Annotated in this window: 23 protein-coding genes; 10 read left to right on the top strand and 13 right to left on the bottom strand. The window is 61.2% G+C overall.

Annotation, left to right across the window (positions count from 1 at the left end; translation table 11 throughout):
• Positions 1-5: 5 nt before the first annotated feature.
• The 7 genes from CUJ91_RS24735 to CUJ91_RS24765 form a co-directional block, all read right to left on the bottom strand.
• The gene (locus CUJ91_RS24735) at positions 6-686 is read right to left on the bottom strand and encodes an ABC transporter ATP-binding protein (RefSeq protein ID WP_244231091.1); all 681 of its coding nucleotides are present in this window, start codon (positions 684-686) and stop codon (positions 6-8) included.
• Positions 687-748: 62 nt separating this feature from the next.
• On the bottom strand, positions 749-1,588 hold the full coding sequence (locus tag CUJ91_RS24740; protein WP_114157400.1) for an ABC transporter permease subunit: 840 nt from the start codon (positions 1,586-1,588) through the stop codon (positions 749-751).
• A gap of 283 nt (positions 1,589-1,871) precedes the next feature.
• A complete protein-coding gene (locus CUJ91_RS24745; protein WP_029968943.1) occupies positions 1,872-3,959 on the bottom strand; it encodes a haloacid dehalogenase in 2,088 nt (695 codons plus the stop codon).
• 122 nt (positions 3,960-4,081) lie between these two features.
• Positions 4,082-4,534, bottom strand: a complete 453-nt coding sequence (locus CUJ91_RS24750) for a hypothetical protein (RefSeq protein ID WP_006050381.1) — start codon at positions 4,532-4,534, stop codon at positions 4,082-4,084.
• A gap of 68 nt (positions 4,535-4,602) precedes the next feature.
• The gene (locus CUJ91_RS24755; RefSeq protein ID WP_006050382.1) at positions 4,603-5,649 is read right to left on the bottom strand and encodes a glycosyltransferase family A protein; all 1,047 of its coding nucleotides are present in this window, start codon (positions 5,647-5,649) and stop codon (positions 4,603-4,605) included.
• Between the two features lie 48 nt (positions 5,650-5,697).
• On the bottom strand, positions 5,698-6,693 hold the full coding sequence (locus tag CUJ91_RS24760; protein ID WP_244231082.1) for a glycosyltransferase family 2 protein: 996 nt from the start codon (positions 6,691-6,693) through the stop codon (positions 5,698-5,700).
• A gap of 619 nt (positions 6,694-7,312) precedes the next feature.
• A complete protein-coding gene (locus tag CUJ91_RS24765; protein ID WP_006050384.1) occupies positions 7,313-7,765 on the bottom strand; it encodes a winged helix-turn-helix transcriptional regulator in 453 nt (150 codons plus the stop codon).
• Between the two features lie 148 nt (positions 7,766-7,913).
• Between CUJ91_RS24765 and CUJ91_RS24770 the strand changes: the two genes are divergently transcribed.
• On the top strand, positions 7,914-9,143 hold the full coding sequence (locus tag CUJ91_RS24770; RefSeq protein ID WP_208716200.1) for an MFS transporter: 1,230 nt from the start codon (positions 7,914-7,916) through the stop codon (positions 9,141-9,143).
• A gap of 98 nt (positions 9,144-9,241) precedes the next feature.
• Here CUJ91_RS24770 and CUJ91_RS24775 read toward each other — a convergent pair whose 3' ends face one another.
• The gene (locus tag CUJ91_RS24775; RefSeq protein ID WP_053860889.1) at positions 9,242-9,655 is read right to left on the bottom strand and encodes a VOC family protein; all 414 of its coding nucleotides are present in this window, start codon (positions 9,653-9,655) and stop codon (positions 9,242-9,244) included.
• Positions 9,656-9,831: 176 nt separating this feature from the next.
• Positions 9,832-10,407, bottom strand: a complete 576-nt coding sequence (locus CUJ91_RS24780) for a TetR/AcrR family transcriptional regulator (RefSeq protein ID WP_006050387.1) — start codon at positions 10,405-10,407, stop codon at positions 9,832-9,834.
• A 189-nt stretch (positions 10,408-10,596) separates the two neighbouring features.
• Here CUJ91_RS24780 and CUJ91_RS24785 point away from each other — a divergent pair, with 189 nt between their 5' ends.
• Positions 10,597-12,006 (top strand): amidase, encoded by a 1,410-nt coding sequence (locus CUJ91_RS24785; protein WP_114157402.1) that lies wholly within the window; start codon positions 10,597-10,599, stop codon positions 12,004-12,006.
• Positions 12,007-12,278: 272 nt separating this feature from the next.
• Complete coding sequence (locus tag CUJ91_RS24790) at positions 12,279-13,175, top strand: oxidoreductase (RefSeq protein ID WP_114158052.1); 897 nt, start codon at positions 12,279-12,281, stop codon at positions 13,173-13,175.
• Between the two features lie 45 nt (positions 13,176-13,220).
• Here CUJ91_RS24790 and CUJ91_RS24795 read toward each other — a convergent pair whose 3' ends face one another.
• Positions 13,221-13,958, bottom strand: a complete 738-nt coding sequence (locus CUJ91_RS24795) for a FadR/GntR family transcriptional regulator (RefSeq protein ID WP_107707898.1) — start codon at positions 13,956-13,958, stop codon at positions 13,221-13,223.
• A gap of 139 nt (positions 13,959-14,097) precedes the next feature.
• On the opposite strand from CUJ91_RS24795, the gene CUJ91_RS24800 reads away from it, so the two are divergent.
• From CUJ91_RS24800 to CUJ91_RS24830, 7 genes are all read left to right on the top strand, one after another.
• Positions 14,098-14,976: a fumarylacetoacetate hydrolase family protein gene (locus tag CUJ91_RS24800; protein WP_114157403.1), complete on the top strand. Its 879-nt coding sequence runs from the start codon at positions 14,098-14,100 to the stop codon at positions 14,974-14,976.
• Positions 14,977-15,762 (top strand): alpha/beta fold hydrolase, encoded by a 786-nt coding sequence (locus CUJ91_RS24805; protein WP_006050392.1) that lies wholly within the window; start codon positions 14,977-14,979, stop codon positions 15,760-15,762. It begins immediately after the preceding gene.
• A gap of 106 nt (positions 15,763-15,868) precedes the next feature.
• Positions 15,869-17,206 (top strand): metal-dependent hydrolase family protein, encoded by a 1,338-nt coding sequence (locus CUJ91_RS24810; protein WP_006050393.1) that lies wholly within the window; start codon positions 15,869-15,871, stop codon positions 17,204-17,206.
• Positions 17,207-17,276: 70 nt separating this feature from the next.
• Positions 17,277-18,296, top strand: coding sequence for an ABC transporter substrate-binding protein (locus CUJ91_RS24815; protein WP_006050394.1), 1,020 nt, complete (start codon positions 17,277-17,279; stop codon positions 18,294-18,296).
• A 10-nt stretch (positions 18,297-18,306) separates the two neighbouring features.
• The gene (locus tag CUJ91_RS24820; RefSeq protein ID WP_114157404.1) at positions 18,307-19,863 is read left to right on the top strand and encodes a sugar ABC transporter ATP-binding protein; all 1,557 of its coding nucleotides are present in this window, start codon (positions 18,307-18,309) and stop codon (positions 19,861-19,863) included.
• The gene (locus tag CUJ91_RS24825; RefSeq protein ID WP_029968922.1) at positions 19,860-20,867 is read left to right on the top strand and encodes an ABC transporter permease; all 1,008 of its coding nucleotides are present in this window, start codon (positions 19,860-19,862) and stop codon (positions 20,865-20,867) included. Before CUJ91_RS24820 ends, CUJ91_RS24825 begins: the two co-directional genes overlap by 4 nt.
• Positions 20,864-21,832: an ABC transporter permease gene (locus CUJ91_RS24830; protein ID WP_114157405.1), complete on the top strand. Its 969-nt coding sequence runs from the start codon at positions 20,864-20,866 to the stop codon at positions 21,830-21,832. Before CUJ91_RS24825 ends, CUJ91_RS24830 begins: the two co-directional genes overlap by 4 nt.
• Before the next feature lie 440 nt (positions 21,833-22,272).
• On the opposite strand, the gene CUJ91_RS24835 is transcribed toward CUJ91_RS24830, so the two are convergent.
• The 3 genes from CUJ91_RS24835 to CUJ91_RS24845 all read right to left on the bottom strand — a co-directional run bounded on the left by CUJ91_RS24835 (position 22,273) and on the right by CUJ91_RS24845 (position 23,153).
• Positions 22,273-22,506, bottom strand: coding sequence for a hypothetical protein (locus CUJ91_RS24835; protein ID WP_029968918.1), 234 nt, complete (start codon positions 22,504-22,506; stop codon positions 22,273-22,275).
• 90 nt (positions 22,507-22,596) lie between these two features.
• Positions 22,597-22,830, bottom strand: a complete 234-nt coding sequence (locus CUJ91_RS24840) for a hypothetical protein (protein WP_029968917.1) — start codon at positions 22,828-22,830, stop codon at positions 22,597-22,599.
• A gap of 89 nt (positions 22,831-22,919) precedes the next feature.
• Complete coding sequence (locus CUJ91_RS24845) at positions 22,920-23,153, bottom strand: hypothetical protein (RefSeq protein WP_053860527.1); 234 nt, start codon at positions 23,151-23,153, stop codon at positions 22,920-22,922.
• Positions 23,154-23,225 lie beyond the last annotated feature (72 nt).

The following is a 23,225-nucleotide window of genomic DNA, read 5'->3' on the forward strand; positions in this document are numbered from 1 at the left end:
ACGGGTCAATGAGACTGAACGCCCAGCTCTTCGAGCAGAATGGACCGCAGCGTGCCGGCGTGGTCTTTGGGGCGGAACGAGGCCGCGATGCGGCCTGCGCGCATGACGATGATCCTGTCTGCAAGGGTCAGCGCTTCGTCGACATCGTGAGTGACGATCAGCACGCCTGGCTGGTGGAGCGCGACAAGCTCTTTGACGAGTCCGTGCATCTTGATGCGGGTCAGCGCGTCGAGCGCTGCGAACGGTTCGTCGAGCAGCAGCAGCGCGGGATCGGGAACAAGCGCGCGTGCCAGCGCCACGCGCTGAGCCTGCCCGCCCGAGAGGTTGCGCGGCCAGTCGTTCTCACGGCCGGCGAGTCCGACTTCGGCGAGCGCGCGCGCGGCGCCGTCGCGGCCAATCGTCCTTTCGTGACCGAGCGCGACGTTCTCCCACAGCGGCGCCCACGGCAAAAGGCGAGGTTCCTGGAACACGACGGATGGACGTTCCGGCGCGCGAATCGTCCCCGCGTCCGGCTGATCGAGTCCGGCCAACGCGCGCAGCAGCGTCGTCTTGCCGCAACCGCTCTCACCCAGCAGCGCGACGAATTCGCCCTTCTGGATGTCGAGGTCGAGCGAGTCGATCACGACGCGGCGGCCATAGCGTCGCTTTAGTCCACGCACTGAAACGGCCAATGCTTGAGTACCGATGCGTTCGCGTTCGCGTGAAGGCGCTGCCGCAGCGCGATCGCGAGATGGAGCGGTAGGCTGATTCACTTGCGCGCTCCTTTCGTGTAATTCGCGTGCCACGAGAGGAAGCGGCCTTCGAGCAGACGCACCAGCGCGTCCGCGACGACGCCGATGATCGCGTAAATGATCATCGTGAGGATGATGACGTTCGTATTGAGGAATTCGCGTGCATCCATCGCGAGAAAGCCAATGCCCTTCGTCGTTGCGAGCGTTTCGGCGATGACCAGCGCGAGCCACGCATGCGCGAGCGCGTAGCGCACGCCCGTGAGAATGGACGGCATCGCGCCCGGAAGAATGATCCGCCGCACGATCGCGGCCCGCTCGAGTCCGACCACGCGGCCAAGCTCCATGAGCTTCGGATCGATCTGGCGAATGCCGAGCATCGTGTTGATGTAAATCGGAAAGAGCACCGCGAGCGCCACCAGGAAAATCTTCGCGACTTCGCCGACGCCGAACCAGACGATCACGAGCGGCAGCATGGCGAGGAACGGAACCGCACGCACCATCTGAACGGAGCGGTCGAGAAGCGCCTGTGCAAGCGGCGAAAAGCCGACGATGACACCAAGCGCGAGACCGAGCGTTCCGCCGATCACAAACCCGCCCGCGGCGCGCAGCAGCGAGACACCGAGATGAACGAAAAGATCGCCGTTACGTGCCAGGTTCACGGCGGTTTCAAGCACGCTGCTCGGAGCAGGCAGCACTTGCGGCGCAATGAATCCGACGCGTGCCGCGGTTTCCCACAGCAGCACGACGACCGCGGGAATTATCCACGAGAGCCAGATGTACAGCGTCGCTTGAGAAACGCCTACGCGAGACGGTTGCGCGGCGACATAGCTGTTGCGGAGGGAAGTCAGGTCGGCCATGCGGCGGGAGACGTCATGAGTCATCGGGAAGGAGTGTGGAGATACATCCCGCAGCCTAAGTAAAAACTTTGCTGTTCTCCAACGAATCAATCCTTCTAACGATATGCGCTGCGTATGCAATGTGCACCGGCATGCCGTTATAACGACGAATTCCGTCCGTATTGCGTCACCCTCCCATGCGATGTTACGTACTTTGAAAACATAACGACGTGTTTAGCACTGCGCCGCCATAGCAAAGCATCCAATATTGTTAGTCGTTTTCTCCTCTTCAGAAGCCGGCGGGCTACAGACGCCTGCGTAACCATCTCGCCACGCTGAGACCGCCCAGCATCATCCCAGCCGTAAGCGGCGGCGCTGCGCGAACCACGCTTGCCTCAGGCCATTCGGAAATCATCGGCTCGCCATCACGCGCTACCAGTCTCGAGATCCACTTGCGCGCGCTGAGCGGCAACGGAGGCGCGACTTGCCCAAACACGTTATGCAACTGATCGCTCGCATGCGGAAACGAGCCTAGCGCGATGGCCTCTTTACGTGACGGCGAGCCTATCACCTGGCTCGTCACGACGGCCGCCCCGCGCGCCAAGCCGTCCATACAATCCAGTATGTCGATTTCAGCCGCCGTCAGCACAGCCAGCACATCGTCGACATAAGCGTTGATGACATCCTGTTGGATTTTCAAACCCCATTCCAGCGCCTGCGGATTGTCGCGAGTGAGAAGCTTTGGAAAGACAGAGCCGTCGTCTGCCCGCGTGTATCCGGTCGTCGTGCCATGATCCGCCGCACACAAGGCTTCGAATATGGGCGCGCGAATCAGCGGTCTTATAGGCTCTCCCACGGACTCGCTGAGATAGTCATCGAGGCTGCCGCAGTTTTCCGGACGATGATAGAGGCCAAAGTAAAAGCCCGAGAGGCGTCGGTCGAAGCCTGCTTCCCGACTGCACGCAACCTTTGCCAGCGAGCGCTGCAAATTTGCGCGCCATCCAATATCGACGACACCGACGTTACCGTCCGCGAAGAATGCGTGCTGCTCCAGATAGTCGAGCAGTAGCCGTCGCGCAGAAGAAGCGGACGCGTTGATCAGATCGCGAACCTGATCGTCTGTCTGGATGTACCGGATCAACTGCTCTACTTCAGCGCGACTCATCGCGGCATGCGGGGAGCGAATACCAAGACGTTCCTGCAAACCGGCGATGGCCGTGTGATTGATATCCAGATCGAATTTTCTGAACACGTCCGCGAGCGAATTGCCTGCCTTGAAACCGAAATGACTCAGGTCGCCTTCCGATATGTCCAGAACAGCAGGCAAGTGAAGCGATTGCCGCGACACGTGCAGATACCGCAAATCGATCGGCAAGTCGTATGCGCTTACTATCTTTTTCGCAATCGATAAAAGTATCTGGCCGTCACGCGCGAGGAAGAACAATCGATCGACTTTCCTGCGTCTCGCCTCTGTGAGAATCCACACGACAAACGCGAGCAGCAACGGACCCACGAAGCCAGCCGATACCTCTGCGAGCGTCTCGTCGTGGTCGCTGACGGGCTTGACGCGCAGCCGCGCCGTGCGCGCGCTTCCCGACAGAGCAGACCCAAGCAGCGGCGGCTCGATCGCCGCCTTGTCCAGTTCGCGTTCGAGCCGCCCGGGCGCAGTCTTGAAGAACGGCGCGGCACGACCGCCTACGCGCCATACCTGGAATACATCGGAGAATACGTTGTCTCCGACGTGCAGGTGTTTGACTCCACTGCCTTTCGCATCCGAAAAGAGAGTCCCACTCCTCTTGGTACGACGGTTCTCGCATGAAATGAACAACTGCCCCGGCTGCACGCGCACGCCGCAACCGCTGAGCATGCTTTCCAGATCCGATCGCGAAAAGTAGATATCCGAAATAATTGCCGTTCTTCCCAATGCCGACAAGCGATTGAATATCTCGACCATGCCGGTTATGGGACGTAACAAGCGCTTTTCGAGCGCGACTTCGATGCCCTGCGCCGCACACAGGAATTCGCGTGGCAAATCCACCGACTCTGCGATCTCCGCATAAATGTTGTCGAGCGTCACTTCACGCTCGACACGGGCCTTGCGTGCCCTCCACTCCGCCGATTGCCTGATCGCCATCCATTCGCCCGGCTCGACGACAGAACCAAATTCGCGTTGCAGCCGATATCCCGCCACGAGGAACAGATCGGAGGGCCGCCGCAAGGGCCTTGTTATTAAAGTGTCGAACGCATCGAAAGAGACGAGGCCATCGCCGGTCCAGATTCGCTGTGCATCCAGGTCGTGTAGTGGATTCATCCCCGCAAAAAGTTGCTGGATGCCAGCTGATACAAATCGTTGGTTGATGACGCGTTCGAGAAGGAGGTTCGTCGCATTCATCGGTGCCTTCCGCCTTAAAAGAGAGGGACTACTTTCGACCGCGCCGAGCTTGTCTGCTCGCTCGCCCGGCATGGGTCTTCCGCACGCCGGTTCAACACTAACGATCTAAAAAACGCGCGCCGTCAGCCATGACTCATCAACCATGACTCATCGTCAACGCAAGCGGTTAAAGCTACCCGGTCGCAGATCACGACGATCTCCGCGCCATATGACGGCTCGATCACCAGCAGATTCCAATCCCCACTGGCGATGCTCGTCTCGTACCTCGTCATGGAGGGCGAACCAAGGCGGACCTCGGTGCCATCGAGTGAATTGGCCCAGTTGACTTTCGCCGCCAGTTCACCCTCCGCGAATCGATGCCACGAAGATAGCAATACCCTCGACACCACGTTGTGACGAATGATGTCTGCCGCCCTCAGCGCATGTATTCCTTCGCAGGTTATTGCTCGCACGTTGTCGCCCCTCAGCGCGAACGTCGTGCGTAATTCGGACCTGGCGCGATCATGTGTCACGGACAGTAGCTCCGCGTCATGAAAGCTGCGCGCCACGTCTTTCGTCAGTAATTCGTCTTTCATAGCGATCCTCAAAGCCTTGAGGTGTTCACGGTGTAAAGCACGGCCGGGTTCTGTGACGCGCCTCGCTCCTATAAGTGCGTCGCTCGTGCTTCGCTAACAACACGAACTCCTTTTTTAGCGGTGTGATTGCGAGCTAACGGGTTGCAAATATAACGGACTGCGTAATCAGCAATAGGCGAATATGGAACGAGACAAAGACTGGAAAGCGCGAGCGTCCCGAGCTTTTTCTTCAGGCTCCAGAACGGATTTGCCACGATCGCATGGAGATAAGCATGCGAATGTTTTAACATCCAGCGCCAGCGGGCCGTCAGCGGCGCGTTGTAGACGCTCGCGCAGAAATACGCCCTTTCAAGCGCGAAATCGTGAAAGTCGCGTGGCAACTGCATGCCCAGGCGGCGCGATGCTATTTCGCGCAGAGTCGCCCACCGCGACGTGAATGCTTTAGGCGCCCTGTCGGTCTGCTCCGAATTAGCAAACGTAGCGCCTCGCGCCCCGCAATACACGCGGTAGCCACCGAGCGACTTTGGAATGCTCAATACTGTTCCAACCAGAGCCGCCCCGTAAATCGCGTAGAAATCCGCGCCATACCGGCTCTTGGCCGTCTCTGGTACGGGGAAGATTTTTCGCAGCGCACTGACGCTATACGCGTTGCCGGATGCAGGCGGTGACGGGTACAGCCATCCGTCGAGCAGAGGTTTCAAACAGTCGCCGTCGGCTAACGAGTGAGGTACATAAACTCCCGTACATTTGCTGGTGCAGTCGATCACATCCAGCCGGAACTGCACCTTTGCCACGTTTTCTCTCTCGAAGCTCTGCATCACTTCGGTCACTGCGCCGGGATAGAGTACGTCGTCCGAATCGAGAAACAGAACATAGCCCGTCTTGAGCCGCTGAAGCGCCAGGTTGTAGGCAGAGACCTGCCCGCCGTTGTCCTTGAAAATAGTCGTTATGCGCGTGGCGTAGGCTTGCATGATGGCGCGCGATCCATCCGTCGATCCGTCGTCGATGACGATGACGTGTGTATTCATGTAGTCCTGCGCGAGCGCGGAATCTATTGCCTGTGCCAGATACTCTTCATAGTTGTAGTTGCAGATCACAACGTTCATTTCTTTCATGGTGACTTCCCGGCAAGAGCTCAAGGCGATCTGACCGACCGGATACGTTCAAACGAATCGGCGCCGGATGAGTGATCTTGCAATGTTCATGGGGGCGAGCAACGTGACGATGCTCCATCCCGCAATCAGGCAACGAAACGCGGCTCGCTCGAAGTTCGGGCGAAAGGGAATGGACAATGCGTCGCGCAGGGCGCGCAATCGGCTGTCGCCGGGCAGCGGATGCTTTTCCGGCGTCAGCCGCAAAGAAGCAACTCGCAATTGAAGCAAATGCGGTGCGCAGAACAGGGTGCTAATCGGCGGTGGCGGCCTGCCGGTCATGGCGCAGGCTTTGCACGCGGCATGGTGTCGCTTGAGCGCCCGCGCAATCTCGCGGCCGAAGTTATTCGTGTTCGCGCTCATCGCGCTATCGTTCTCGCCATGCATGCGATAGAGCACCAAAGGCGCGGGAATCGTCTCGACGTCGCCCATATAGGGAGCCATCGCGATGCATGTCGAATCCGTGAACGAATCGCAACTCGCGTCCAGTGGAAAGATCTTTCTGAGGAAGCTGCGCGCCCACGCATTTCCCGAACCGGGCGGCGTGGGATACTCCGACGTCCTGTATGCCCACTGACGGATCGCCTCCGGCGAGAGTCCCGGCGGGACCTTTGGAATCACGTTTCGAATCTTCGGAATGGCGTTGTCGTTGTGTATGGGACGCCCGTGTGCGTCGACTCGCTCCATCAATACCTGCACTTTGGTGAGGCCGGTGCGCCACACCGAGGCGATCGAGCGCAGTGCGCCGGGCACCAGAACGTCGTCCGCATCGAGGAAGATAACGACGTCGCCCGAACTCTTCGCGAAGCCCATGTTGTTCGCTTCACGCTGACCACCGTTCTCCTTGAAGATGGCCGTAATCGCTTCGCCAAACGAGTCAATGACTTCCGCGGAGTTATCGGTCGAGCCGTCGTCGACGACGATGACTTCGACGTGCGGCCAATCCTGCGTCAGCGCGCTTTCCACCGCTTGCCGGAGAAAGCGACCGTAGTTGTAGTTGGCGATCACGACCGAGAAGAACAGCTCGGAATGGTTCGCTGGACATTCGCTGTATCGAACTCTCATCGACTACCTCCAGCCCGCCTGGATGAATACATCCTGAACACATCCGTTTTGCGAAGCCGCTCACGGGTACGCTTTTTCGTTGAATCAGCCGCCGGCCCGGACGGTAGGTTGCGTTACTTCGCCCGAACCGGATTCGCGCACCCTGCCCTCGCGCAGCAACAGAGTGCCTGGCGATATTCAAGTTATGCGTTCATATAATCAGTGCAGTCGGCGCGGCCTAAAGTCGAGTAGTAATGTCGCGAATCGCTGAATCGTCGATAATATCGTCGTACGAAATAATCGTATTTAGTCGTCCGTAGATGCGCTTATTCGCACGGCGCTACTTTTCGTACAATCGCTTCGCAGAATGGGAACAGGTTATGCAGACTGCTCCATCTGCACTACGCGGAAGGCGGCGGCTGTTTCGTCGATTGCAGGATGCACGCTGTAAAAAGCCGAGCTGATCGAAGACGTGCCGTTGCCGCCGTAATCGGCCAGTCGTTTATGAATCGAGCGATACGCGTTTCGCGTACATTGGGACGGCGCGGCTAAATTCGCGCTTCGAGAATAGCGGCCAGAAACGTTATGGCTGCGCCACCTTTCGGACCGCGCTGGTCGCTGCATTCAGCAAGCGGCCATCGTCGTGCCTCAATGTCTGCTTCTTGATTACGCGTCCCGTCTTGCGGTCCACCAGTACCGAGTGCTTCTCTCCCGGAGCAAACAGATTGGCCTCGCCCCATTGACGCAACATCACAATGACAGGGAAAAGCGCTTCGCCTTTCTTCGTCAGGACGTATTCCTGGTGTCCGGAACCATCCGACGCCGGCACAACCTCGAACACCCCGCCTTCAACGAGCATCTTGAGGCGGTCGGCCAGAATATTGCGGGCGATGCCCAGGCTGGAAACGAACTCACCGAACCGGCTCACGCCGTCGAAGGCGTCTCTAACTATCAGCAGTGCCCACCTGTCTCCCACGATGTCAATCGCCCGGCCAACGGGGCACGATAAATCAACAAGACTTCTCTGTCTGGCCATCTGGCGCTCCTCGATCCCAATGCGAACGTCCGAGCCCGACCGACATTACCGACGGTCGCACGTAAGCTCAATCGTAAGTTGCATTTTAAAACAACTGTCCCTACACTCTTCGTAGTTGCAATTTGAAACTACACAAACCGACTTTTCCATGAGCACGTCCTGTACCCCCGAAGTGCAGCATGATCCGCCCACTGACTCGATAGAGCGCAAAGAAATGCCCAGGGGCCTCGTCGCCCTGATGTCGGTGTGTTGTGCGGTGAGCGTTGCCAACGTCTACTACGCCCAGCCGTTGCTCGACGCCATCTCCCACGACTTCCATATTTCTCATTCCGATGTGGGTGGCGTCATAACAGCGACTCAAGTGGGCTGCGCGATTTCGCTGATGTTTGTCGTGCCGCTCGGCGACCTGATCAACCGCAAGCGGCTTATCGTCTGCCAGCTGGTTTTGCTCGCCATCGCGTGCGTAGCCGTGGCTCTATCAGGATCGCAGCATGCGTTGCTCGCTGGAATGATTGGCGTCGGATTGCTCGGCACGGCAATGACGCAGGTTCTGATCGCGTGCGCCGCCGCACTTGCCAACGAAAGCGAGCGCGGCAGAGTAGTCGGTACGGCACAGGGCGGTGTTGTCATTGGCTTGCTGATGGCTCGATCACTCGCCGGCGTCGTGGCAGATGTGGCTGGCTGGCGAGCCGTCTACCTCGTGTCTGCAATTTCCGCTGTCGGCATGCTGATTGTGCTTCTTCTCTTTCTACCGACTCCGCGGCCGTCCCGAGTGCAATTGAGCTACGCCGGCCTGCTGCGCTCGATGATCGAACTCCTGCTGCGTGAGCGCGTACTGCAGGTACGAGGTTTCCTTGGTCTTCTCATGTTCGCAGCATTCAGCATTTTCTGGAGTGCACTTGTTCTACCGCTAAGTGCGCCGCCTCATGCAATGTCACATACGGACATAGGTGCATTCGGTCTGGTCGGGGCACTCGGCGCAATGGCGGCGGCACGTGCCGGCAGCTTGACCGACCGGGGCCACGGTCAGACCACAACGTGCGTCGCGCTGGTTCTTCTCTGCGCGTCATGGCTACCGATCTCGCTTATCGATAAGTCAGTGATCCTATTGATTGTTGGCGTCATACTTCTTGACATAGGCGGGCAAGCAATACACGTCGTCAACCAGAGCATGATATTCAGCACGCGTCCCGAGGCGCACGCACGGTTGGTCGGCTGCTACATGCTTTTTTATTCCGCAGGAAGCGGCTTGGGCGCGATATCGTCGACGGTGATTTATTCGCGTGCAGGGTGGCCAGGCGTTTGCGCACTAGGTTTCGTCGTCAGCATGACTGCACTCGCATTCTGGGCAGCGACGGTCCGGCATGCCGGGAGATAAATGCCGCTTGCCGGATCGTCTGTGCCCGTTCCTGTCGAAGCCGGACTGTCGCGGCCTTCGCGACTCGTCGCGAAGGCTCCTGCCCGGCGAAGTACTCGTCAGCCGTGTGGGGGAACCGCCTCGGGATCCATCCACATCACTTCCCAGATATGACCGTCCGGATCCTCGAAACTGCGGCCATACATGAAGCCGAAATCCTGCACAGGCGTAGGGTCTGCCTTGCCGCCGGCATTACTCGCCTTTTCGACAAGGCTGGATACCTGCTCGCGATCATCCGCCGACAGACAGAGCAGCACCTGCGCGTCGGTGTGCGCATCGACAATCCGCTTGCTGGTGAACTGGCGCCACTTGTCGTGTGTGAGAAGCATCGCGAAAATGGTATCGGAGAGCACCATGCACGCGGCGGTATCGTCACTGAATGCGGGATTATTGACCGCGCCAACTGCCGCGTAGAAGGCTTTCGACCGCTCCAGGTCCGTCACCGGCAGGTTAACGAAGATCATCTTGGTCATCATTTTTCCTTTGAGATCTAGCCGCGGCAGGATTGCCGCCACCACACATACCGACGAATGACGTGCAGAAGAATCGACGAAAGCCGCGAAGAATTTTTGAACGCGCAACGCGCGCTCAAAAATAACATGTCCGCTTTCGACGATCTCGCGGATTAGGCCGATGTTGGTCCGACCTCTTACCCTGGCAACAAGCCGACTGCCCTGTAAGTGCCGATCAAGGTGTCGAACAAGGCAATGTCCGCCCGCCCGCGCGCCATCAACTGAGCGCCCGCGACTGCGGCGTAAATCGCGCACGCGCGTTCGCGGCTCCCCTCGCCGGTGACGACGCCAGACGCCTCCAGCGACCGACGGAGCCAGGCCACGTTGACGTCAGCGAAGGCCTGCACTTCCTTTTTGACCGCTTCAGGCAGATCGTCGTATTCCGCGGCCATGAAGCTGCTCAGGCACATGCGGTTGTCGCACTCCAAAGACCGGCGAAACGTCTCCGGGTATCGACGCAAACTGACGAGCGGATCGCCTGATGCCGCCGAGAGTTCTTCCAGCGCAGCGGCCGCGTCCTCGTAGTAGCGTCGCGCGACTGCCGCCGCGAGGTCCGCCTTGCTCGCGAAGTGATGGTAAATGCTGGCAGCTTTAATGCCGACATCCTGCGCCAGGTCCCGAATATTGAGCCCGGTATAGCCGTGCGCCTGCGCCATTCTTGTCGCAGCAGCAAGGATGCGGTCCCCTGAGCCGGTGACGGCTGCAATGGTCACGACGGTCTCCTCAAAAAGTTGTTGACCTGACGCATTGTACCGCCTAAAGTTGCCCCTAACAAACGTTAGGTAGACAACCCGCATGTCGCATCGCAAGAGCGGCATTTTTTTGATAATGGCTGTCTAACTACTGTTAGGTAGTCTCATCCATTTTGACTCAATCCGTCCCACAACCGCCAAGGAAAAACCATGACCTCCGAACTCCTTTACCTCGATGCCACCCGACTGGCCGAACTGATCCGCACACGCGAAGTCTCGCCCGTCGAGGTCGTGAAGGCACACCTTGATCGCATCGACGCGGTCGATCCGAAAGTCAATGCGATCGTGACGGTCGCGGACGATGCGCTGGAAGCCGCCAGGGCTGCCGAAACGGCAGTGCTGTCGGGCAAGGCGTTGGGGCCCCTGCACGGAGTGCCCTTCACTGCAAAAGATTCGATCGACACGGCGGGCGTGGCTACGCAACGTGGCTCGCCCATCTTTAAAGGACGCGTTCCTGACGCCGACGCAACTAGCGTGGCCCGGCTGAAAAATGCAGGCGGCATCCTTCTCGCAAAAACGAACTTGCCCGAATTCTCGTACTGGATCGAAAGCGACAATCTGCTCAGTGGCCGATCGAATAATCCGTGGGATCTGGAGCGCACTCCGGGCGGCTCCAGCGGCGGCGAATCGGCGGCCATCGCAGCGGGTATGTCGCCGCTGGGGCTCGGCACCGATCTGGCGATCTCTGTGCGCGGACCCGCTGCGCAGACAGGCATCGTGTCGCTAAAGGCGACTCACGGACGCGTGCCCATGACAGGGATCTGGCCGCGCGCCCCACGCCGCTTCTGGCACGTGGGTCCGATGGCTCGCAGCATCCGCGACCTGGCGCTCGCGTTCTCGCAGCTGTCCGGTCCCGATGGGCACGACGCTTTTGCAAGCAGTACCGTCCCGTTCGATGCCGGCGTGGGCCGCTCACCAGACCGTCCGCTGCGAGTGGGCTGGATGGTTGAGCCGGGCTTCGGGCCCGTCGATCCGCAAGTCGCGGCAACGGTGCAGGCGGCGGCGGAAGCGCTCAAAAGTTTGGGGCTAGTGGTGGAGCCTGTACGCATTCCTGCCCTCGAGCGTGACTTCGCTCTCGACGTCTTCAACCGCCTGCACGTCATGGAAATGAAGCCGGCCTTTGCGGAAGTGACAGCAGGTCGCGCTGAGGACGAACTCTACAAGATGGCCAAAACGATGCTGGCCCTGCCCGACACTTCGATGAGGGACTACATCGACGCTGAACAGGCGGCCGAGCGTCTGCGAGACGGATACGCCGAATACTTCCGGAATTACGACGCGCTGATTACGCATGTGCTTCCGATCCCGGCTCACAAGCACGGCGTGGAGACGTTCTCGATCAACGGCCACACAGTGGATGCCACCTATCTGCAGGGCGCAACTGTGCCGTTGAACGTCACGGGCTTGCCTGGCATCTCGATGCGATTCGGCACGAGCAAGGAAAGCCTGCCGATCAACGTGCAGATTGTCGGGAGTTGGCAGGCTGAGTCAACCATTCTTCACGTTGCGTCACTACTCGAATCGGTCAGCCCGGTGCGCGATCTACATCCGCATATTTGAGCCTTCAGCCCTGCGCAAACCGGCCATCGCCGCACTGGATCAAGCGATCGGAGCGGCAAAAGTTTAGACTTCGCATCTGGCCGCAAACATGTACGACGCGCTCGACGGCCCGCAGCAAATCGAGAAATCGACCTCGGCGATTTGCCTGCCTGCAGCGAGTTCGCCGATGTGCTAAAACCTGCGTGGTCGCTCAACGAACTACTGCTCAAACTGCCGGCGCGGCATGCTGCCAAACCCGCACTAACTACACTGACTATTGAAACGGGACGATGATGACGATGTCAGAAAATCCAACGATCGCCCTGGTTGGGCCGGGAGCAATCGGCACGACCGTAGCGGCGGCGCTTCATGAAGTCGGACGCACGCCGGCCATTTTCGGCCGCTCGGCGCACGAACAGCTGGAACTGCGCTTCGACGGCGGCCGCATCGCGGTGCCGGGACCTGTGCGCACCAATCCGTCCGAAGTCGACAACACGTTCGACCTGGTTTTTGTCGCGGTGAAGTCAACGCAAATCGACGCAACAGCGCCGTGGCTCTCCGCGTTGTGCAACAAGAACACCGTGGTCTGCGTGCTGCAAAACGGCGTCGAACAGAAAGCGCTTGTCGCGCCGCATGTGCCCGGCAGTCCAGTCTTACCCTCGGTGGTTTGGTTTCCTGCTCAACGCGAACCGGACGCCTCGGTCTGGCTACGCGGCAAAGCTCGCATTACGTTGCCGGACACGCCGGAAACCAGCCTTGTCCTTGCGGCATTGAGTGGCACACGGTGTTCGGTCGACGTAGCAGCCGATTTCACATCCGTCGCGTGGCGCAAGCTTTTGCAAAATGCTGTCGCAGGTTTAATGGTTCTGGCGGGCCGCCGTGCCGGCATGTACTCACGAGCCGATATCGCCGGCCTGGCTCTCGCCTACTTGCAGGAATGTCTCGAGGTTGCCCGTGCGGAAGGCGCGACACTCGGCGACGAAGTCCCGCAAGAAATCGTCGATGCATTTCGTGGTTATCCGGCCGACCTGGGCACTTCGATCCTCGCCGACCGGGAGGCTGGCCGCCCGCTCGAATGGGACAGCCGCAACGGCGTCGTGCAGCGACGTGCCCGGTCTCACGGTATCGCCACACCGATCAGCGATCTGGTCGTGCCGCTCCTCGCGGCCGCGAGCGACGGACCGGGCTAATACTTCCACGAAGGATGTGACGGCGCGACGCGCCCACTCTCGGACTCACCCGCCAAACAGGTTGTGCCGGATCTGCTTCAAATGTCCGGTCAGCAATTCGCACGCGAGATCGGCGTCGCGGTCGCGCAGCGCATCGACGATCGCGCGATGCTGCGCCTCATATTCTGCGCGCCGCTCGGCCGTCAGCGACTTGCGTTTGAGCCGGCCCCACTCGCCCTGCTCGCGCACCTCGTTGGTCAGTTCGAGCACGCGCAGAAAGAAGCTGTTGTGCGTGGCCAGCGCGAATGTCTTATGCAATTCGCCGTCCCACTTCTCGAACTCTTCGATGCTCTGCGCGGCTTCGGAACGCTCGATGCATTCGACCATCCGCGCGAAGTCCGCGGCCGTCGCATAACGCACGATCAAGCCGGGCATCAGCGGTTCGATCAGCAAACGCGCTTCCATCAGCTCTGCGGGACTGGTCTGCACGACCTCTTGTGCGCCATGCGCGGCCTGCGCGTTCTGCGCTTCCACACGCACCGCCGCTGCGGCGACGTCCTTCTGCGGCAGCACGAAAGTGCCGCTTCCCACCACCTGCGTGATGAACCCGCGCCCCTTCAGATCGGCCAGCACGCGCCGCACCGCCCCGCGTGACGCGCCGAATTCCTCGCTCAATTCGCGCTCGGCGGGAAGCTTGACGCCCTCTCGCAAACGCCCGGTGCGGATGGCCTCTTCCAGATAGCTCGCAAGCGCACGCGCGCCCTCCGCTCTCACAGAAATCTTGCCGGTCTCAACGTCGCCCATGACTTTCTTCCTTGCCGGTGAAGCCTCTTGCATAGAACCAATTGGTACTTATTTTTGGTTAACCCTGGTTGGTTGTGGTCGCATTTGGTCCTACAGTGACACAAATTCTCACCAACTGGACCTAGATTAAGGGCTCGACATGAAATTGGCAAATTTGCTGGTGAACGGCGCGAAAACCGTTGCTGTGGTGGATCCCGAACGGCAACAGTATTGGCCCGTAGCGGAATTGAGCAACGGCTTTCGCGGCGATATGATCCAATTGGTACATGACTATTCGTCGATCAGGAGCGCGCTGGTGCCGAAGCACGACGGCCGACCCTTGAGCGGCGTCACGGTTCTGGCGCCGATCGACCAGCCGCGTCGCAACATCTTCTGCGTGGGCAAGAACTATCACGACCATGCGGAAGAGTTCAGCAAATCCGGCTTCGACAAAAGCGCCCAGGCCGGCGAACACATTCCCGAAGCACCGGTCGTCTTCACCAAACCCGCGACGACGGTGATCGGCCCAGGCGACAAGATTCCGCGTCACGCCGCAGTCACGCAGCAACTCGACTACGAGGTTGAGATCGGCGTGGTGATCGGCAAAGCGGGCCGCGGTATTCGCAAGCAGGATGCACTCGCGCACGTGTTCGGCTACACGCTGATCAACGACATGACCGCGCGCGATCTGCAAAAGCTGCATCGCCAATGGTTCCTCGGCAAATCGCTCGACGGCTTTTGCCCGATGGGCCCGTATCTCGTCACCGCCGACGAACTCGACGCCAACGACATCGACGTGCGCTGCTGGGTCAACGGCGAGCTGCGTCAATCGTCGAACTCGCGGCATCTGATTTTCGACATCCCCACGCTGATCGAAACCATTTCGGCCGGCATCGAACTGCAACCGGGCGACGTGATTGCAACCGGCACGCCGGCGGGCGTCGGCATCGGTTTCAATCCGCCGCGCTTCCTGCAATCCGGCGACGTCGTGCGAATGGAAATTCCGCGCGTCGGCGTCCTTGAAAACGAGGTGGCATAAATGGCAACAACTCTGGTCCAGGGTCTTTACATCGAAACGCAAGGCGACGGCGCGCCCGTCGTGTGCATTCACGGTCTCGGCGGCTCGTCGAATAACTGGACGCCGGTGCTCGGCGCATTCGAAGGCAAGCGGGTAATTCGCATCGACCTTCCTGGCAGCGCGCGCTCGGAACTGCCGGCGCAGAAGCTGTCGATCGACGGCTACGTGGACGTGATCGCCGCCGCGCTGCGCGAGATGAAGATCGAACAGGCGGACGTGGTCGCGCATTCAATGGGCACCATCGTCGCGCAGCATCTTGCGATCCGACATCCGCAACTGGTGAAGAGCCTCGCGCTGTTCGGGCCGCTGCTCGCGCCGCCCGATGCCGGCCGCGAGGGCATGCGTCAGCGCGCGGCGCTCGCACGCGACAAGGGCGTCGCGGGCTTGCAGGAGATCGCCGATGCGATCGTCAAAGGCGCGACGAGCGACGAGACCAAGGCTCAGCGCCCCGTCACGCTCGCGCTGGTGCGCGAGAGCGTGATGCGCCAGTCGCCGGAAGGCTACGCGCAAAGCTGCGAAGCGTTGGCTGGCGCACAGGCCGCGCCGGTCGAACAGATCAAGGTGCCCACGTTGCTCGTCACCGGCGATCAGGACGGCGTGGGCAAGCCCGAAGCCGTGCAGGCGATGGGCGAGCGCATCGCCGGCGCGAAGGTTGTCGTGCTGAGCGGCTGCGGACACTGGACGACGTTCGAAAAGCCCGCGGAATCGCAGGCTCAATTGCAGGCGTTCTACAGCGCCGCCCGCTGATAAAGAAGTGACCGACAAGGCCCAAGCGGGTGATACGTCTTTAGCGAAACATAACCCTTAGGGCGAGATGCGCGCCAGTCGCAGTCCGCCCGCCTGGAGGAGACACATGAGCTCGATCGTATTCACGAACGTAACGGTTTTCGATGGCAGCGGCGCGCAACCCTTCAAAGGCGAAGTGCTCGTCGAAGGTCAACGCATCGCCAAGGTAGGACGCGAAGGCGAGCCGGTCAGCGCGCCGCACGCGCAGCGCATCGACGGCAAGGGCGCGTTCCTGATGCCCGGCATGACGGAGGCGCACACGCATTTCTCATGGAACGATCAGCCTTCGTTGTCGGCGATTCAGTTCATGCCGCCGGAAGAACACATGCTGTGGTGCGTGCGCGTCGCCAAACGCTATCTGGAGATGGGCTGGACTTCGGCGCTCGGCGCGGCGGCCGCGAAGCCGCGGCTCGATGTCGTGCTACGCAACGCGGTCAACGCAGGCGAATTCCCCGGCCCGCGTTATCTGGCCGGCAGCCAGGAGATCACGATACTCGGCGGCCTCGCCGACAACACCCTGCCGCACATGCCGTTCAAGGAACTGAACTTCGGCGCGGTGGTAAGCGGTCCCGAAGAGATGCGCGCCACCACGCGCATGTTCGTCAAGTACGGGGTCGATCATCTGAAGATCAATCTGTCCGGCGAGTACATTGCCGGGATTTCGGCGGAATCGTCGCCATTCTCGGAAGAAGAAATCGCCATGCTCGCCGCCGAGGCCAAACGCGCAGGCAAGCGCGTCGCCGCGCATGCGCGTTCGAGCGAGTCGGTCAAGCAATGCGTGCGTCACGGACTGGAACTGATCTTCCACGCAAGCTTCGCGGACGAAGAAGCGCTCGACATGCTCGAAGCGAACAAGGACAAGCACTTCGTCGCGCCGGGAATCGGCTGGCTGATCAGCACGCTGTATCACGCGGAACCGTGGGGCATCAGCGAAGCGGCCGCCACGCAAATGGGCTATAAACGCGAGCTCGAAACCGCGGCGATCACGCTGCAGAAGATGCACAAGCGCGGCATCCGCATCCTGCCCGGCGGCGACTACGGCTTCGCATGGATGCCGCACGGCACGAATGCGCGGGACCTCGAATACTTCGTGAAGTACATCGGCATGACGCCGATGGAAGTGCTGTTGGCGGCCACCCGATATGGCGGTGAACTGATGATGCGGCCGCATGAACTCGGCCAGATTCGCGAGGGATATCTGGCTGACATCCTGCTCGTCAATGGCGATCCGCTGAAGGACCTGGCCGTGCTGCAGGACCCGCAAAAAATCACGCTCGTGATGAAGGACGGCGAGATCTTCAAGACCTCGCACGACGTCGTACCGCCGCGCGGCGAACTGCATGCGGGCGCGCCGTTGCCGGCCGATGCCGGCGTCGCGCAGACGACTCACGCGCCGGTTCACTGAGCGGCGCGGACTTCGGCGCGGCGGCGGGCCCATCAAAACAGCAACCCCTGTTCACGGGACGGGAGACAGCATGAAATCGCTTGCTCTGCTCGCCGCTTGCGCGGCGAGCTTCGTGTGCGCGTCGGCCTGGGCCGCCGCGCCGGATATCGGTTTATCGAACGGTTATTTCGGAACCGAATGGCGCAACCAGATGGTCGACGGCGCGAAGGAACAGTTTCAGACCTACAAGTCCAAGGGTCTCGCGGGCAATCTCGTGATCCAGCAATCGGGGACGAATACGGGCCAGCAGATCCAGGACATGCGCAACATGATCCGCCAGAAAACCGGCGCGATCATGGTCGACGCGAATTCGGCCACCGCGCTAAACGGCGTGATTTCCGAAGCGCAGCGTAGCAAGATTCCTGTTGTTTCGTTCGATCAGGCCGTGTCGAACAAATACGCGGTGAACGTCACCGTCGATCACTACAAGTGGGGGCAGCGCTACGCCGAGTGGATCGTGCAGCAATTGAACGGCAAGGGTAACGTCGTGGTCCTCGACGGCATTCCCGGTCATCCGGCAGCCGAAGCGCGCAAGAAAGCGGCGCTCGACACCTTCGCGAAGTATCCCGGCATCAAGGTCGTGTGGTCCGGTTATGGCGAATGGGACGAAGCGAAGGCGCAGGCGGTGATGGCAACGGTGATCGCCGCGCAACCGAAAATCGACGCGGTCTTTACCGAAGACGCGATGGCGCTCGGCGTGCTGCGTGCGTTCGAGAACGCGAACCGGCGCGTCGCGGTGATGACCGGCGAAGCGCAGAAAGGCTTCCTCCAGGAATGGAAGAAGCAGCGCGACGCGGGCAATCCGATGAAGGTGTTCGTGCAGGTGAATCCGCCCGACATCAGCCGGACCGCGCTCGGCATCGCAGTGCGGCTCGCGCAGGGCCACAAGCTCAAGCCGCTGCCGGACAACACCTACTACTTCCCGATCACGAAGACGGTCACCGCCGACACGCTCGACGCCACGCTTGCGTCGATGAACGGCAAGCCCGATAGCTATTTTCTGGGGCAATGGCTGAGCGAGCCGGAGCTCGACGCGCTCTTCACGCCCTGACGGAACGCGCATGCCTTTACTGACTGCCACAGGAATCACGCGGCGCTATGGCGGCGTGGTCGCGCTCGATAACGTCAGCATCGAAGTGAATGCCGGTGAAGTGCTCGGTTTGCTCGGCGCGAACGGCTCCGGCAAGTCGACGCTGTCGAGCATTCTTGCCGGCGACAATCGGCCCGACGCGGGCACGCTTTCGCTCGACTCGCATCGTCTGCCGCCCGGCGAGCCGCGTGCGGCTCGCGCGGCGGGCATTGCGATCGCGCATCAGCATCCGGGGCTCGCACCCGATCTGCCGGTCTGGGAGAACGTGTTTCTCGGCGCGGAAATGTGCCGGCGTGGGCGCTTTCTCAATCGCACGGCGGCAAGGCGGCGCGCGGCGCAGTTGCTCTCGAGCCTGCGTGCCGGCTGGAACCTGGACCTTCCCGCGGGGCAACTCTCTGTCGCGGATCAGCAGCTCGTTGAAATAGCCAAGGCGCTGGCGCTCGAACCGCGCGTGCTGATCTTCGACGAACCGACGGCTGCGCTCGCCGCCGCCGAAGTCGAGAGCCTGATGCGCGTGATCCGCGCACTGGCCGCGCGCGGCACAGCGATCGTGTTCATCTCGCATCGAATGGCGGAAATTCAGGCGCTGTGCGATCGCGTGATGGTGTTGTGCAACGGAAGGCATGCCGGCGAAATTCCGGTGCAAGGCAAGCTCGACGAAGCGCGCGTGCTTGCGTGGATGGGCGGCGCAACTGCTGCGGATATGCACGATGAAAGTGCGGCCGCTCGCCGGCATTCGCAACACAGTCCGCGCATGAGTGCCGTGATTACAGCTAGCGCGTCCAACGACATCAGCCCTATCGCGTTGAGCGCGCGTGGACTGCGCGCCGGCGCCCGCCTGCGCGGCGTGGAGTTCGAATTGCGGCAAGGCGAAATACTCGGCGTGGCCGGACTGCAAGGACACGGGCAGGAAGAATTGCTCGATGCGCTCGCCGGATATCGCAAGCTCGATGATGGCGAGATAACGCTCGACGGCGCACCGATCGCTGTCCGCTCGCCGCGTCAGATGATCGACGCGGGCGTGTGTCTGGTGCCGAACGATCGGCATCGGCAGGGACTGTGGCTCGATCATTCGGTCGAGTTCAATCTCGCGCAAGTGGCGGCCAATTTTCAGCGCGAGCCTTGGCGTTTGCGAAGTGCTTCCATTCGCCAGTTGGTCGATTTTGCCGTGAAGCGTCTGCGGATCAAGACGTCCGACGCGCGACAACCCGTGCGCGCGCTGTCGGGCGGCAATCAGCAAAAGGTCGTGATAGGCCGCTGGCTCGATCGCCGAATCAAGGTGCTGCTGCTGAGCGATCCGACCAAGGGCGTCGATGTGATCGCGCGCAAGGAGATCTACGAAGCGATCGGCGCGCTGACCGAAGCGGGCGCCGCCGCGATCGTCTACGCATCCGACACCGATGAACTGCTCGCCGTTTGCGACCGCCTGATCGTGATGTACGAAGGCCGCGTGGTCGCGCAACTCGAAGGACCCGACATGAACGAAGCCCGCGTCACGAGCGCGCTGTTCGGCAGGAGCGCCGCATGAAAGCCGGCCTGACCGAACGACTTCAGCCTGCGCGCGAGCAGCCCGTCCACGGTTTGCGTCAATGCATTCACGCGATCACGTCACGCAACAGCAGTGCGTTGCCGGGCGTCGCGATGCTGCTGATCGTGCTGGCCTGCAATGCGTTTCTTCAGCCCGATTTCTTCAGCGCCGATTCGCTGTCGAGCAACCTGCAAAACGCGGCGCCCGTGATTCTCGTCTGCATGGCGCAGGCGGTGATCGTGCTGCTCGGCGAGCTGGATCTTTCAGTGGGGTCCGGGATCTCGCTGATCAATTGCGTGCTCGCCGCAGTGCCGTCGCTCACCGGCTGGGGCACGGCGGCGACCTGCGTCGCGGCGCTTGTCATCGCGGTTGCGGCGGGTGTCTGCAACGGCTTGCTGGTCGGCTACCTGCGGCAAAGCGCGCTGATCGCGACGTTCGCCACCGGCGCGATCTGGTTCGGCGGCGCCCTGCTGCTGATGCCGCAGCCCGGCGGCGCAGTGCCGGAAATACTCGGCGAGTGGTTTGCGATGCGCGTCGGCGTGTTTCCGCTTGCGGCCATTCCGGTGCTCGCGGCGTGCGCGTTGTGGGCACTGCTGCAACGTCATCGCTTCGGACGCCGATTGATCGCGACCGGCAGCTCGGCGGATGCCGTGTTCAAGTCCGGCGTCGATACGCGGCTCGTCAAGCTGCTCGGCTATGTGCTCGCGTGGCTGTTCGTGTTCGGCGCGGCGCTTTGCATCTCCGCGCAGACCTCGTCGGGCGATGCGCGCCTCGGCTTGCCGTACACGTTGAATTCGGTGGCAGCGGTCGTGATCGGCGGGATTTCGCTCGCGGGCGGACGCGGCTCGATGCTCGGCGCGATCTGCGGCGCGCTGGTGCTCGTGCTGATCGGCAACGTCGTCTACTTCGCGGGCATTCCGAGCAACTATCAGGAAGTGTTCAAGGGCGCGGTGATTCTGCTCGCGCTCGGTTGCACTTTCATCGGCGCGAGGAAACCGGCATGAGCGCGACGCTGACTTCCCGGCGCATGTTGCTGCTGGTGCTCGTCGTTCTCGTGATGGTCGGCGGACAGTGGGCGGTGCCCGGCTTTACGAACGCGGACCAGTTGGGCAACCAGTTGAAGATTGCCACTTTCCTCGGCCTCTTCGGCATCTCTCAGACGCTCGCGATGATGGCCGGCGGCCAGGGGCTCGACCTGTCGGTCGGCGCCGTCGCGACGTTGGGCGGGATCATCGGCGCAGCGGTGATCAACGTGGCGCCCGCGGGTTTGCCGGTTGGCTTGCCGCTCGCGTTTTTTGCGGCGGCGTTGTGCGGCGCGGTGGTCGGAGTGGTCAACGGTTGCGGGATCACAGTGTTCAAAGTGCCGCCGCTGGTGATGACGCTCGCAATGGCGAGTCTGGTCGACGGCGGTTTGATCGTGTGGTCGTCGCTCATGCATGTGAATACCGCGGCCAGTACGACGCTCGTTGCGCTCGCCGGACGCAGCGTGGCCGGCGTACCGACGATCGCCGTGTTGTGGCTCGTCGCGGGAACCGCGGTCTGGTGGTTTCTGGATCGCTCCGCATGGGGACGCCGCCTGATGGCGACCGGCGCGAATCCCACCGCCGCCCTGCTCACCGGCACTCGCGTGCGAGCGGTGCGCATCGCGGCTTATACGGCGAGCGCGATGATTGCCGCGCTGACCGGCGTGCTGCTGGTGGGCTACGTCGGCCAGGCGTTTCTCGGACTCGGCAGCGGCTATGTGCTGACGAGTGTCGTGGTGGCGGTGATCGGCGGCGTGTCGCTGGGCGGCGGACGCGGCGATTACATCGCGGTGGCGATTGCCGCGCTGTTCATCACCGCGCTGACCAGTTTGCTGACCGCGCTGCAGATCGGCGAGGCCGGACGTCAGTGCATCTTCGGCGCGACGCTGATCGTGTTTCTGACGATGAACCGCTGGTCGGTCGGACGGCGGGCGTTGGCGGCTTGATGCGGGCATCGCCCTGCGGGTAATGCAGCGCTTTTCTGGAGGCGCTCTACGGCCAATACCACATCCATCACCGCGGCGTTTGGAGAAACCGGCCCACACATTTAAGGCACGTAGGGTCGCTCACAACCATTCACCGAACCAGGCTGCGCCGCAGCCGAAACCAGGACTAAAAAGCGCGCGAAAAAAACCCGCCGGGTGGAGTGGCCGGCGAGCCCTTAGATCCAAACCTCGGTGACAAGTCCGGAGGGTTCGGAAGGATAACGAACTAGGGTGACTGGATCAACCGCTTGGTCCTGCCACTACGCTCCCCTTGTTATGAAACGGTCAACGAGACAGCGCGCGCTGTCCTGTCGACGAAGCTTGCCACCCCCGACGCTGCGGAAAGCCCGCGTCACGCGATCGGGCTCCGATCCCTGGGCGCAACGCTCAATGCCTCGCACTCATGCCCTGGCGAACTGCAGGCCGCCGAAATTCTGGATCGTCGGAATCTCGACCTTCGTGTACGTGTCGATCTGCGTGACCGGTGCGACGACGATAGCAGGGCTGGCGAAGCCGCCGCCATAGGCAGCATTGAAGTTGCCAAAGTTGAAGTTGCTGCCGCCGCGTACAGCGCACAGGGCCTTGGCGGAGAGGTGTTCGGTATGGGCGATGTCTTTGATGGTGAGCGAGGTCATGGTAGGTCTCCTGGAGCTGTTTGTCTGTTTCGGTTTGGAAGTACGGTCGGCGTGCCGCCGGGGAGAGCGCGGCTCTCCCCGGCGCTTAACTCACGCCTTCGCGAACTGGAAGCCGCCGAAGTTCTGGATCGTCGGGATCTCGACCTTCGTGTACGTGTCGGTCTGCGTGACCGGTGCCACGACGACGCCCGGGCTGGCGAAGCCGCCGCCATAAGCAGCATTGAGGTTGCCGGCGTTGTAGTTGCTGCCGCCGCGTACAGCGGACAGAGCCTTGGCGGACAGGTCTTCGGTGTGGGCGATGTCTTTGATGGTGAGCGAGGTCATGGTAAGTCTCCTGGAGCTGTTTCTTTGTTTCAGGTTGGAAGTACGTTTGGCGAGCAAGGGGGAGAGCGCCGCTCTCCCCGGCGCTTAACTCACGCCTTCGCGAACTGGAAGCCGCCGAAGTTCTGGATCGTCGGGATCTCGACCTTCGTGTATGTGTCAGTCTGCGTGACCGGTGCGACGACGACGCCCGGGCTGGCGAAGCCGCCGCCATAAGCAGCATTGAGGTTGCCGAGGTTGTAGTTGCTGCCGCCGCGTACAGCGGACAGAGCCTTGGCGGACAGGTCTTCGGTATGGGCGATGTCTTTGATGGTGAGCGAGGTCATGGTAAGTCTCCTGAGATGTCTCTGTTTCGGGTTTGGAAGGTACAGTCGGCGTGCCGTCAGGGAGAGCGCCGC

Origin of the sequence: Paraburkholderia graminis (assembly GCF_003330785.1) — a bacterium.
Classification (GTDB): Bacteria; Pseudomonadota; Gammaproteobacteria; order Burkholderiales; family Burkholderiaceae; genus Paraburkholderia; species Paraburkholderia graminis.